At 41.5% G+C, this 13,022-nt stretch carries 15 protein-coding genes and 2 other annotated features; all 15 genes read right to left on the bottom strand.

Annotation, left to right across the window (positions count from 1 at the left end):
* Window positions 1-43: 43 nt before the first annotated feature.
* The 15 genes from rplJ to radA all read right to left on the bottom strand — a co-directional run bounded on the left by rplJ (window position 44) and on the right by radA (window position 12,898).
* Window positions 44-550, bottom strand: coding sequence for a 50S ribosomal protein L10 (rplJ, locus tag O2S85_RS00595; protein WP_269410868.1), 507 nt, complete (start codon window positions 548-550; stop codon window positions 44-46).
* Between the two features lie 34 nt (window positions 551-584).
* Window positions 585-732: a sequence feature (ribosomal protein L10 leader region), on the bottom strand.
* A gap of 49 nt (window positions 733-781) precedes the next feature.
* Window positions 782-1,474 (bottom strand): 50S ribosomal protein L1, encoded by a 693-nt coding sequence (gene rplA, locus O2S85_RS00590; protein WP_269410867.1) that lies wholly within the window; start codon window positions 1,472-1,474, stop codon window positions 782-784.
* Window positions 1,475-1,746: 272 nt separating this feature from the next.
* On the bottom strand, window positions 1,747-2,172 hold the full coding sequence (gene rplK / locus O2S85_RS00585; RefSeq protein ID WP_269410866.1) for a 50S ribosomal protein L11: 426 nt from the start codon (window positions 2,170-2,172) through the stop codon (window positions 1,747-1,749).
* A gap of 145 nt (window positions 2,173-2,317) precedes the next feature.
* Window positions 2,318-2,851 carry a transcription termination/antitermination protein NusG gene (nusG, locus tag O2S85_RS00580; RefSeq protein ID WP_269410865.1) on the bottom strand — a complete coding sequence of 178 codons (534 nt, stop codon included), beginning with the start codon at window positions 2,849-2,851 and terminating at the stop codon, window positions 2,318-2,320.
* A gap of 205 nt (window positions 2,852-3,056) precedes the next feature.
* A complete protein-coding gene (gene secE, locus O2S85_RS00575) occupies window positions 3,057-3,230 on the bottom strand; it encodes a preprotein translocase subunit SecE (protein ID WP_269410864.1) in 174 nt (57 codons plus the stop codon).
* A 101-nt stretch (window positions 3,231-3,331) separates the two neighbouring features.
* Entirely contained in the window at window positions 3,332-3,481 is a 150-nt protein-coding gene (gene rpmG, locus O2S85_RS00570; protein WP_269412413.1) for a 50S ribosomal protein L33, read from the bottom strand.
* A 293-nt stretch (window positions 3,482-3,774) separates the two neighbouring features.
* Window positions 3,775-4,425 carry an RNA polymerase sporulation sigma factor SigH gene (sigH, locus tag O2S85_RS00565; protein WP_269410863.1) on the bottom strand — a complete coding sequence of 217 codons (651 nt, stop codon included), beginning with the start codon at window positions 4,423-4,425 and terminating at the stop codon, window positions 3,775-3,777.
* Between the two features lie 110 nt (window positions 4,426-4,535).
* On the bottom strand, window positions 4,536-5,045 hold the full coding sequence (locus O2S85_RS00560) for an NYN domain-containing protein (protein WP_269410862.1): 510 nt from the start codon (window positions 5,043-5,045) through the stop codon (window positions 4,536-4,538).
* 3 nt (window positions 5,046-5,048) lie between these two features.
* Window positions 5,049-5,792, bottom strand: coding sequence for a 23S rRNA (guanosine(2251)-2'-O)-methyltransferase RlmB (gene rlmB, locus O2S85_RS00555; RefSeq protein WP_269410861.1), 744 nt, complete (start codon window positions 5,790-5,792; stop codon window positions 5,049-5,051).
* Between the two features lie 6 nt (window positions 5,793-5,798).
* Window positions 5,799-6,194 carry a Mini-ribonuclease 3 gene (locus O2S85_RS00550; RefSeq protein WP_269410860.1) on the bottom strand — a complete coding sequence of 132 codons (396 nt, stop codon included), beginning with the start codon at window positions 6,192-6,194 and terminating at the stop codon, window positions 5,799-5,801.
* Between the two features lie 2 nt (window positions 6,195-6,196).
* Complete coding sequence (gene cysS, locus O2S85_RS00545) at window positions 6,197-7,597, bottom strand: cysteine--tRNA ligase (protein ID WP_269410859.1); 1,401 nt, start codon at window positions 7,595-7,597, stop codon at window positions 6,197-6,199.
* The gene (gene cysE / locus O2S85_RS00540; protein ID WP_269410858.1) at window positions 7,578-8,246 is read right to left on the bottom strand and encodes a serine O-acetyltransferase; all 669 of its coding nucleotides are present in this window, start codon (window positions 8,244-8,246) and stop codon (window positions 7,578-7,580) included. The genes cysS and cysE overlap by 20 nt, the downstream gene beginning before the upstream one ends.
* 54 nt (window positions 8,247-8,300) lie before the next feature.
* Window positions 8,301-8,514: a binding site (T-box leader), on the bottom strand.
* A 52-nt stretch (window positions 8,515-8,566) separates the two neighbouring features.
* The gene (gene gltX, locus O2S85_RS00535; RefSeq protein ID WP_269412412.1) at window positions 8,567-10,036 is read right to left on the bottom strand and encodes a glutamate--tRNA ligase; all 1,470 of its coding nucleotides are present in this window, start codon (window positions 10,034-10,036) and stop codon (window positions 8,567-8,569) included.
* 212 nt (window positions 10,037-10,248) lie between these two features.
* On the bottom strand, window positions 10,249-11,346 hold the full coding sequence (locus O2S85_RS00530; protein ID WP_269410857.1) for a PIN/TRAM domain-containing protein: 1,098 nt from the start codon (window positions 11,344-11,346) through the stop codon (window positions 10,249-10,251).
* A 178-nt stretch (window positions 11,347-11,524) separates the two neighbouring features.
* On the bottom strand, window positions 11,525-12,898 hold the full coding sequence (gene radA, locus O2S85_RS00525) for a DNA repair protein RadA (RefSeq protein ID WP_269412411.1): 1,374 nt from the start codon (window positions 12,896-12,898) through the stop codon (window positions 11,525-11,527).
* Window positions 12,899-13,022 lie beyond the last annotated feature (124 nt).

Genomic DNA, 13,022 nt, shown 5'->3' with positions numbered 1-13,022 from the left:
TAATTTCATTTAATTATTCGTTTATTCCAGAATAGGTTGTGGTTTAAGCACCTTGTTCTTCTTTTTGATCAGCAACCGATTTTGCAGCATATGCAAAGTTGCGGATCGGAGCTTGTAATACACTAAGCAACATAGCGACCATACCTTCGTAGTTTGGCAGGTTACCAAGTTCGCTGATTTGTTCAAGCGTGGCAATTTCGCCTTCAATAACGCCGCCTTTGATTTCCAATGCGTCATGTTCCTTGGCAAAGCTATTCAAAATTTTGGCTGGTGCAATAACATCTTCATTACTAAATGCAATGGCGGTCGGACCAACCAGTACATCAGTTAGTTCTCCAAGTTCCGCAGATTCAACAGCACGGCGGGCCATGGAGTTCTTGTAAACTTTAAATTCAACGTTTGCATCGCGAAGTTGTTTACGTAACTCGGTCACTTCAGCAACATCAAGGCCGCGATAATCAACTAATACCGTTGATTGACTGGCACTAAATTTGTCAGCTATATCTTGGACAAGTTGTTTCTTTTGCTCAATAACATTTGTGTTTGCCATTATTCCACCTCCTGTAATGTTCTCCATCATACCGGACATCAAAGGAAAAGCCTTCATGTAGACATGAAGGCTTTTCCAACAAAAATAGTTATCAATGATAATATATTTGTCTTTAACCACCTCGGCGGGAAATTAAGCGATTATCTCGCACCTGCTGTCTACGGTATAACGTATTCGATTTAATAACGCAACTTAGTATAACGTTTTGCAAACAAAAAGTCAATCCTCGATTTAACGATAACTGGAGATATCTACGCGAACTCCAGGACCCATTGTTGATGTTACACTGGCATTACGCATATAAACACCTTTTGCTGCCTGTGGCTTAACCTTGATCAGTTGTTCGGTGATTGCCGCGAAATTATCAACCAATTTTTCATTATCAAATGAAATTTTGCCGATTGGTACATGAATGTTTGCTGATTTATCAACACGGTATTCTACTTTACCAGCTTTAATTTCGTTAACGGCTTTTTCCACTTCAAAAGTAACTGTACCAGTTTTAGGGTTAGGCATTAAACCTTTTGGTCCAAGCACACGTCCCAATTTACCAACCTCAGCCATCATGTCTGGTGTTGCAACAATAACATCAAAATCAAACCATCCTTGGTTGATTTTATTGATGAGATCCTGATCTCCTACATAATCTGCACCAGCGGCCTCTGCCTCTTTTGCTTTGTCACCTTTTGCAAAAACCAGTACACGTTGTGTTTTACCGGTTCCGTGTGGTAGTACCATAGCACCACGAATTTGCTGGTCAGCTTTCTTCGGATCTACACCCAAACGAAATGCAGCTTCAACCGTTTCATCAAAGTTGGCCTTAGCCGTTTGTTTTACTAATGCAATCGCTTCTTGTGGTTCATATGATTTTGAACGATCAACAAGCTTTACTGCTTCTTGATACCTTTTACTTTTTTTAGCCATTTTATTTCCTCCTATGGTTTGTGGTTTATAGCGGTTATACCTCCCACTTGGGAAAACAACCCTTCCTGTTCCCCCGCTTGCCAAGACCAGATCCATCTGATTGAGACCCTTATCCTTGGCTTACCGTACGATGCCTGTCTTTCACGAAAAAGGCTGCGAGGGCAAAACAACACCCGTTATCGCAACCTGTACTATCAAATGATGAGCATTCAACTTTTTGTGTTAGTCTAGTTGTGTTAGTCTAGCTCCAGCGGCCGTTTACGCTTTTTGTATTAGTCTTCTATCGCAATGCCCATGCTTTTGGCTGTTCCTTCAACCATACGCATCGCTGCATCTACATCAGCAGCATTTAAGTCAGGCATTTTGGTTTCCGCAATTTCTTTTACTTTGTCGCGTTTTACTGTGGCGACTTTATTACGATTCGGCTCACCTGATGCAGTATCTATTCCAGCTGCTTTTTTCAGCAGAACAGCTGCAGGGGGAGTTTTTGTAACAAATGTAAATGAACGGTCTTCAAAAACCGTGATTTCAACCGGAATAATCATACCAGCTTGATCTTGCGTACGTGCATTAAATTCCTTACAAAATCCCATGATGTTTACACCCGCTTGACCTAATGCCGGTCCTACCGGTGGTGCTGGGTTTGCTTTTCCAGCCGGGATTTGCAATTTTACTAATTTGATTACTTTTTTAGCCACGAGACACACCTCCTTAAAGTCCGTGATGTGGTAATAGGGATTTCCCCTCCCACTCATATCGCCCTCCAATGAAACACGGAGGTCATGAATAACAAAAGAATTTTAGCATGAAACAGCAAATAATGCAAGGCTTATTCTTTCAATTCTACAGTTTTTGGATCTGAGAGAAGTCTAATTCAACCGGTGTTTCTCTGCCAAACATATTGACATGCACCTTCACTTTCTGTTTATCGGTATCGATTTGCTCAATTGTACCGGTAAAGTTCTCAAATGGTCCTTCAGTAACTGTCACATTTTCCTTGATTTCAAAATCAACCTGCGCGGCAGAATCAGCCATCCCCATTCGTTTTAACACTGCATCAACCTCATCAGGCAACAATGGCGTTGGTTTTGATCCATGACCACTTGAACCAACAAACCCGGTGACACCAGGCGTATTTCTCACAACATACCATGAATCATCGGTCATAATCATTTCGGTTAATACATACCCCGGGAAAAATTTCTTCTTCATTACTTTCTTCTTGCCATTTTTAATTTCTGTTTCTTCATCCTCAGGAACAATTACACGAAAAATGTTATCTTCCATACCCATTGATTCTACACGTTTTTCCAAATTCGTTTTTACCTTATTTTCATACCCTGAATACGTATGAACAACATACCATTTTTTCTCCATCAGAACCGGACAAACCGCTTGTCCTTCCCTCCTTTTTAGTTGCCATAGATTAGCAGGAGGCAAGACTCATTCCTCACCCCAAACCAGGCGAAACTTTTAAACCATTATCAATCAATATTAAAAAACCCGTTAATCCCGGGTTTCCAAGAAAGAATCTTTATTCTGTTTATTTTCATTATAACATAAAAATGTCATTATTATTCAGTTAAAACAATTCTAGTATTTGTGTTACCCCAAGATCGACCAATGTAAGGAAAACAGTGACAAAAACAACTGTCGCTACAACTGTTATTGTATAGCTTGATAATTCATTTCCTTTTGGCCAGCTAACCTTTTTCATTTCCCGGGTCACATTTTTAAAAAAAGTAAAGATTTTCATGTGCTTGTCCCCCAAATTATCCCTATCGTTAAAAAAGAAGAAAGTATAAAGAGTCACTCTCTATTCCGATTGCGCCAAAGTAAATCACGTCCGGCTCCAGCTTACTTCGTTTCACGGTGTAATGTATGTTTTCCGCATGTTTTGCAATATTTCCGTACTTCCAAGCGTAAGGGTTGAGCGGATGGATTCTTACTTGTTGTATAATTTCGACTTGAACATATTGCACATGCCAATGTTACCTTTTTATTCATCATCTCACCTCTGTCAGAGGGATATGGAACATTGTTAAACCCGCAACAAAGTCCTCACAATAATGTAGCACTGTTAATAAACAATGTCAATGTTTGCTCATAGAGGATGTTCAAAAAGTCCGGTAAAAATGACGTGCTTCTGCAAAAGGGGTATGCCGACGCCTGAGCGCAAGCCCGTTTTTAGTCGGCCTCCTTTGAAAAAGTTCGTTGGCTTGCTTTTTCGCTCCTCATGTACCAGGAAAAGGATCTTCTGCTAAAACCTCGGTCCTTTTTATCCCCCTTTTGAACACTACTTATAAACTAAGTTCACTTGAGTCAAGTAAATGTTCAAGTTTACGTTTTATCCGTTGCAGCGCATTGTCGATTGACTTCACATGTCGTTTTAATTCCACTGAAATTTCCTGATAGGTTTGTCCGTCCAAATATAAATTTAATACCTGCTGTTCCAAGCTGCTTAGCAATTCAGATAATTTATCTTCCATATCACCATACCGTTCTCTATTCACTAACAATTCTTGCGGATCAATCGCTTTTGAGCCTGCGATCACATCAAGCAGGGTGCGATCGGATTCTTCATCATAGATTGGCTTGTCCAGGGATACATAGGAATTGAGCGGAATATGCTTTTGCCTTGTTGCTGTTTTAACCGCGGTAATGATTTGCCGGGTTATACAAAGCTCTGCAAACCCTTTGAACGATGACAGTTTTTCCCCATCATAGTCCCGAATTGCCTTATACAGGCCAATCATTCCTTCTTGTACAATATCTTCCTTATCTGCGCCAATTAAAAAATAGGTACGTGCCTTTGCGCGTACAAAACTTCGGTACTTGTGAATCAAATAATCAAGTGCATGGCCATTTCCACCCTGGATCAATTGGATGATCGCATCATCATCAAGCATCTCTAGTTTGCTATAATACGTTTCTTTTAGCTTGACACTCACCAAGTACGACCTCCTCGACTGAACAGTCCATATAAAATCAGTATATCGTAACCGCTTGCAGAGTTCAACAGAAAAGTGAAAGCGAATGTTTAGTTAAAACGACGCGTTGATCATTTATCCCCGCGCCGCCATTTTTCAAATGTTTCCAGTATATCCTTTTCAAGCAATATTTTTCGTTGCGGCTTTTCCTTCGTATATTGGTCAATACTTTCCTCAATTTCCATTTCGATATTTTTCAATTCAATAAACAGCTCCCTGGCTGATTTACGTAACGCACCCCGTCCAAAAATCGTACGTTGTTCAGCATAATCAGAGGTTGCCACATATACCTGATTGTCGACATTCTTTAAATCCTTAACAATTCGCTCAATACATTCATCCGCTGTTTCCTTCTCCTTTGTATAAATAACTTCAACTTTGGATTCATTATATTTATTGGCAAGACCTTTTACAAAGTAAGCATCGAATACAACAATGACCCGCTGATTCGTAAATGATTGATACTCCGCCATCTTTTCGATTAAACGATCTCTGGCTTGTGACATATCCTTTTCCTTTAGCCGCTTAAGTTCTTCCCAGGCGCCGATAACGTTATAGCCATCAACAACAATTACATTCATTGGTCAATCACCGAGCGGATACCGTTTCCTGAACACTTCATACAAAAGCAGGCCGCAAGCAACAGATGCATTCAAGGAAGAGACATGTCCTGTCATTGGCAGACTGACGGTCCAGTCACATTTTTCTTTCACCAGACGGCTCATACCCTTACCTTCATTGCCTATGACAATCGCAATTGGTAACGAACCTTCAAGCAAACGATAATCTTCCGTCCCCTCTGCCGCAGTTCCCACAACCCAAACGTTTTTAGCTTTTAATGATTCAATCGTTGTGGCAATATTGGTTACCCTAGCAACCGGTACATGCTCCAGTGCACCGGCGGCGGTTTTTGCTACCACCGCGGTCAAACCAACAGAACGCCGTTTCGGGATAATCACACCATGGGCACCAGCCGCATCTGCCGTCCTTAGTATCGAACCAAGATTGTGCGGGTCTTCCAGTTCATCCAAAACAATAAAAAAAGGTACTTCATTTTGTTTGTCAGCCTTGGCGAATAAGTCATCGATTGATGCGTATTGGTAAGCGGCGACATAGGCGATCACTCCCTGGTGGTTGCCATTTGCCAGCTTGTCCAGTTTGCTTTTCGGTACCTTTTGCACCATGGTATCGGCTTGTTTGGCAAGATGCTGTAATTTTCCCTGGACATTTGCATTCAATTGCTCAGAAAGCAATAATTTATTAACGGGTCTGCCAGACTTCAATGCTTCAATAACTGGATTTTTACCAATAATGATTTCCTGTCCCATCTATTTTTAGCTCCCTCCCTCGATAAACAATACAGCTCTTGATAACAGTTCATGCAGCCGTTCCTTGTTTTCCAGTAAATATTGATAGCCAATTAATGCCTCAAATGCTGTGCTGTATCGATAAGTCTGGACGTTGGTGTTTTTCGGAGTGGAACCCGACTTTGCATTACGTCCCCGAGCAACAACCCGTTCTTCTTCTTCGGTCAACAAGTTTATGTCCAGCCAATGTAAAATAATCGCTGCCTGTGCCTTCGCTGAAACAAAGGTGACCGCTTGGCGATGCAGTTGATTCGGTTTCACCTGTCCCGAACGAAGCAGGTGTTCCCGAATATGCATCTCATAAACTGCGTCACCCATATAGGCAAGGGCCAAACTTTTCAACTGTTTTACTTCAAGCTCCATGATTAGCCCCTTTTCCAGCGTGTTCCTTGCGGGGTATCTTCCAGAATAATCTGTTTCGCCTTTAACGTCTCACGAATTTCGTCGGCTCGTTTAAAATTGCGATCCTTCCTTGCCTGAGACCGTTCCTGAATAAGTGCGTCAATCTCATTATCCAGGAGCTCCTCCTCTTCCTCGATTGTTAAGCCCAGAACGCCAAGTAAATCTTTTATTGTTGTTTGAAAAGCATCAATAACCATTGTTGAGGTTTGACTGGATTCCAAATAAACATTTGCTTCTTTCGTCAGGTCAAATAATACCGAAATTGCATTCGCCGTATTAAAATCATCATTCATTTCTGTTTCAAACTGTTTCCTTAGATCGTTTATTTTCAACAACCATTGATCTGTATCCTGTTTTAAATTCATACTTGTTTGTTTGCGATATCCAAGGTTATGATAGGCGGTCTTGATTCGTTCCAGACTGTTTTTGGCGCTTTCCAGCAATTCCGCACTAAAATTAATCGGATTACGGTAATGGACACTTAGCATAAAGAAACGGATAACCTGTGGATCATGCTGCTCAATTAATTCTCTGGTTAAAACAAAGTTCCCGAGTGATTTGGACATTTTTTCATTATCAATGTTGATATAGCCATTATGCATCCAATATCTCGCAAATGGCTCCCCCGTCAATGCCTCCGACTGGGCGATTTCATTTTCATGATGCGGGAAAGTCAGATCCTGTCCGCCCGCATGGATATCGATTGTGTTACCCAGATACTTTCTCGCCATAGCCGAACATTCTATATGCCAGCCAGGGCGCCCTTTCCCCCAGGGAGCTTCCCAGGCAATTTCATCGGATTTTGCCTTTTTCCATAAAGCAAAATCAAGAGGATCAGTCTTTTTCTCGCCGATTTGAATTCTGGCACCGGATCTGAGCTCATCGATGGATTGATGCGATAGTTTTCCATAACCGGCAAATGCACGTGGTTTAAAATACACATCCCCATCCACACTATAGGCATAGCCTTTATCTATTAATGTGGCGATAAAATCGATAATATCGTCCATTGTTTCGGTTACGCGCGGATTCAATGTTGCCTGTTTTACGCCCAATGCACCGACATCTTGCAAATATGCTTGAATAAAGCGATCTGCCAATTCCGGGACGTCTTCACCTGCCTCTTTCGCTGCTTTAATAATCTTATCATCCACATCGGTGAAATTTAATATATAGTCAACATCATACCCGCTATATTCCAGATATCTTCTTACCGTATCAAAAACAATCGCCGGCCTGGCATTCCCGATATGAATATAATTGTAAACGGTCGGCCCGCAAACATACATGCTTACCTTTCCCGGTACCAGCGGTTCAAATGTCTCCTTTTTGCGTGTCAGTGTATTATAAAGAGTTATTGACATGTTGTTTCCCTTCCTTCAATTCTGCTAGTTCTTTTCGCAATGAGTCGATTTCCTCCTGCAATTGTTGACACCGATCAGTAATGGGATCCGGCATTTTATGATGGTCTAAATCACGGCGTACCTTTTCCCCATTTTGTTTAACGACTTTCCCGGGGATACCGACCACCGTTGCATGATCGGGAACATCATGTAACACTACCGATCCGCCGCCCACTTTAGCACTTTCACCAATCGTAATGGACCCCAGCACCTTGGCACCCGTGGAGATCAAGGCATTATCTTTTACTGTTGGATGGCGTTTGCCTTTTTCCTTTCCTGTACCACCTAACGTGACGCCCTGAAATACTGTCACGTTATCTCCGATTTCACACGTCTCACCAATGACAACCCCCATGCCATGGTCAATGAAAAAACGCCGGCCAATTTTTGCGCCTGGATGGATTTCTATTCCGGTGAAGAACCGGCTTAATTGCGAAATCGCCCGAGCAAGAAACCTTAAATTCCGCTTATATAAGGCATGGGCAATCCGATGGGACCAGATGGCATGCAAGCCGGAATATGTCAGAAAAACCTCAAAATAAGTGCGTGCAGCAGGATCCTGTTCAAAAACAACGTCCATATCTTCTTTCATTCGTTTAAAAATTCCCATTCGAGCGACCCCCTTAATTTTCTAATAAAAAGGCGCCTCTGTGTAAAACGACTACACAGAGACGCCAATGCGCGGTCCCACTCTGCTTGGAGATATACTCTCCCAACTTCTATCCAGATAACGGCAAGGTACCGCCGCCATGTTGATTGTCTCCCCACAACGGACTCCAAGGTGCATTTCGAAAACGGTTTTTAAAATCACTCGCAGCCAATGGTGATTCTCTCTGAGTAAAAAGACGTTTTTTACTTCTCCTTATCCACGTTCAATATTTTGTTATACTTACCTTTACTATATTATATTTTCACCTAAATGTGAACACATTACGCCCCAAGCTGTGTAAGAATTTTATCCAGACGGGCCAGCACCACTTCTTTTCCCAATAGCTCAATAGCCATTGGCAACTCCGGACCATGCATTTGGCCGGTAGTTGCTACGCGAATCGGCATAAACAACTTTTTACCCCGATGTTTCGTTTCTTTTTGGGTAGCTTTAATTTGTGCTTTGATCGTGTCTTTATTAAAATCGTCCAGATGAATCAGTTTATCGGTAAATACCTGAAGTACTTCCGGAACCTGTTCCTCCCGTAATACTTCCATGCAGGCCTCATCATAGTCAATATGTTTCCTGAAGAACAATTCGGTTAGTTCTACGATTTCTGCACCATATCGTAACTGTTCCTTGTACAAGGCAACTACCTTTTCCGCCCACACTCTTGTATCTTCATCCATATCAGCCGGTATTTTGCCTTCTTTAACTAAATACGGTAAGGTCAGGTCAATAAACGTCTCCATATCCAATGCCTTAATATATTCATTGTTCATCCATTTTAGCTTTTGCGGGTCGAAAACAGCAGCGGAGGTAGACAACCGATCCGGGTCAAACATCTCTATCAATTGATCCTTTGTAAAGATTTCTTCCTCGCCAACCGGTGACCAGCCGAGTAATGTAATAAAGTTGAATAAAGTTTCCGGCAAATACCCCAGATTACGATATTGCTCAATAAATTGGACAATATGTTCATCACGTTTACTCAGCTTTTTCCGGTCTTCATTCAAGATCAGGGTCATATGTCCAAATTGCGGCGGCTCCCAGCCAAACGCTTCATAAATCATCATTTGTTTCGGTGTATTGGAAATATGCTCTTCCCCACGTAGTATATGGGAGATTTGCATCAAATGATCATCAACTGCCACCGCAAAATTATAAGTTGGTATGCCGTTCTTTTTAACAATCACCCAGTCACCAAAATCACTTGATTCAAAGGTAATATTTCCTCGAACAATATCCGGGAACGTATAGGTTTTGTTATCCGGAACACGGAAACGAATACTTGGTTTGCGACCCTCGGCTTCATAGCCCGCAATTTGTTCCGCAGTTAAATCGCGATGCGCCCCGGAGTACTTTGGTGCTTGTCCTTTTGCCCGTTGTTCCTCACGTTCTGCATCAAGCTCTTCTTCGGTCATATAGCATTTATATGCAAGACCTCTTTCCAGCAACTTATCAATATACTTTTGATAAATATCCAGCCGCTCCATTTGCCGATATGGACCATATTCGCCGCCAACATCAGCACCTTCATCCCACTCGATACCAAGCCATTTCAAATAATAAAATTGGCTCTCTTCGCCACCTTCGACATTCCGCTTTTCGTCCGTGTCTTCTGTACGAACAATAAACTTGCCATCGAAATGTTTTGCATATAAATAATTAAAAAGTGCCGTTCTTGCGTTCCCAATATGCAAATGGCCGGTTGGGCTTGGCGCATAACGGACACGTACTTGATTGGTCATGAATGGTACCCCTTCCTTTACATCTTCATTATTCCCATTAACTCGTATGAGCACGTCTTACCCTAATGCTCGCTTTTTTATTTAGCCAGCGCATCCAAAAGGTTTTTCCCTCATTCCGAAGCAATATCTTTTGGAAAACAACCTTAAATTAAAAAGTGATAACATTATACTTATGTTATCACTTTTTCTACTCTTAATAAGTTATACCTCTTTTACAATGCTTTTTCAAGTAATTTTGGTTTGGCGAAAATCATGCGGCCTGCAGAGGTTTGCAAAACACTGGTTATCAATACTTCAATTGTTTTGCCGATATAATTACGCCCTTCTTCTACAACTATCATTGTACCATCATCCAAATAAGCGATGCCCTGATTCTGCTCTTTGCCGTCCTTAATCACCTGCACAACCAATTCCTCACCCGGGAGTACAACCGGCTTGACTGCATTTGCCAGGTCATTAATATTCAGAACGCGTACACCTTGCAGATCACATACCTTGTTCAAGTTAAAATCGTTCGTTACTACAATTCCGTTAATAACCTTGGCAAGTTTAATCAGTTTACTATCGACCTCTTGAATGTCCTCAAAATCACCTTCATAGATTTCAACCTTTACAGGCAATTCTTTTTGAATACGGTTCAGTACATCAAGTCCACGTCTTCCCCGATTTCGCTTCAATGCATCCGATGAATCAGCAATATGCTGCAACTCCCCTAAAACAAATTGTGGAATCACAATGGTTCCTTCTAAAAATTTCGTTTGGCATATATCGGCAATCCGACCATCAATAATAACACTTGTATCAAGTATCTTTGCTTTTGGCTGCTGTTGCTCCGCCGCCTTTTCATTCTGGGGCGTCACCGACTTCTTTTCTTTTCTGTTAAAATTAAACAGGTTCATTAATTCTTCCCTGCGCCTAAAACCGATTTGAAAACCGAAGTAGCCCAGCAAGATTGTTACAAATAACGGAACAAACTGTGAAACCAGGCTAATCTCAATATACCTTAATGGTATGTTGATAAGATAGGCAACAACCAGCCCGGCAATCAATCCTAAACTTCCAAACAACAAATCTCCAACGGGAATCCTAATCAATGCATCTTCTATCCATCTTAAGAAGTTAACAATATAATCTGCCACCAAATAGGAGAAAATAAATAAAATTACTGCACCAATTATTAAGCCCAGATATGGGGATGTGATCCATTTCGCACTAGTAAAATCTAATAACTTAATGATATCCGGTATATATAAATACCCAATGGTACCACCTGTAAGAATGAAAAATAGATGTACAATTTTTTTCAGCATTACTGTCACCTCCTAACCAATAGTATTACCTGTTCTTTCAAAAATTAACCGAGAAAATAAAATTATAGCTACTAACATTATATAGAATAGCACAGCTGTGAGTCAATTGAATAAATTTAAAATTTTATCACAAAATGAAAATAAAGTCAATCCAAAATAACTAGATTCACAGACTGTTTTAGTACTTAAGCCCCACTTCCAGTGTCTCTTCCACCGATTTCACACCAATTACTTCAATGGACGATGGTGCCGTCCACCCGTCCAAATTATTGTCAGGACAGATCACACGTTTAAAACCAAGCTTGGCTGCCTCTCTGACACGTTGTTCAATTCTGGACACACGTCTGACTTCACCTGTTAATCCTACCTCACCAATAAAAATATCATCAGGCTTTGTCGACTGATCCCGAAAACTGGAAGCAATCGCAACTGCTATTGCCAAATCAATTGCCGGTTCATCCAATTTCACTCCACCTGCAACTTTAATATATGCATCCTGGTTCTGTAACATTAATCCAACCCGTTTTTCCAATACAGCCATTAATAATGGAACCCGGTTAGCATCCACTCCTGTTGCCATTCGACGTGGATTTCCAAAACTGGAGGGTGATATCAATGCCTGAATCTCCACAAGCACAGGTCTTGTTCCTTCCATCGAGGCTACAACAGTTGATCCGGATGCCCCACGTGATCGTTCTTCCAAAAAGATTTCTGATGGATTTAACACTTCACGCAGACCGGCCTCCTTCATTTCAAAGATTCCCATTTCATTGGTACTGCCAAAACGATTTTTCACACTACGCAAAATGCGGTATGTGTGATGGCGTTCCCCTTCAAAATAAAGTACAGCATCAACCATATGCTCCAGCATCCTTGGCCCGGCGATGGCACCTTCTTTGGTTACATGGCCAACAATAAATATCGGTATGCTATTGGTTTTAGCGATTTTCATCAATTCACTTGTACATTCCCGGACCTGTGATACACTACCGGGAGCACTGGTAACTTCTTCGCGAAAAATCGTCTGAATTGAATCAATAACAACAAGTGATGGACTGATTTTCTCAATCTGATTGGAAATATCGAATAAATTGGTTTCAGACAAAACGTATAATGAATCGGCCGTTATTCCCAGACGATCGGCACGAAGTTTTGTCTGTCTGGCCGATTCTTCTCCAGAGATATAAAGCACTTGAAGGTCTTTTTCAGCAAGCTGTGCGGAAATTTGTAATAGCAATGTGGACTTGCCAATACCTGGGTCACCACCAATCAATACAAGCGAACCCGGAACAATCCCGCCACCCAATACCCGGTTGAATTCTTTTAACGATGTTGTCACCCGTGGTTCCTTTTGTGATGCAATCGCCGTTATCCTTTCCGGTTTACTTGCCTGTTTGGTATCCAGCTCTGTTTGATGTCCATTTTTGCCGCCGGTTATTTCGACTTCCTCCACAAGCGTATTCCAGCTATTACAGCCTGGACATTTCCCCATCCACTTTGCTGATTCATAGCCGCACGCCTGACACACAAATTTCGTCTTGCGTTTTGCCACACTATCCATTCCTTTCCGCTTCTCCTCTATTGTACACGAAAAACCTATCTTTCAGGTTACAACAATCTATCAATTCCCCAGTTCCCATTCCATAAAAATGCCACATACAAAGAGCAAAGGCGCA

It is taken from the genome of Lentibacillus daqui (genome assembly GCF_027186265.1).
GTDB lineage: Bacteria > Bacillota > Bacilli > Bacillales > Amphibacillaceae > Lentibacillus_C > Lentibacillus_C daqui.
This window is presented reverse-complemented; position numbering and strand designations above follow the sequence as displayed.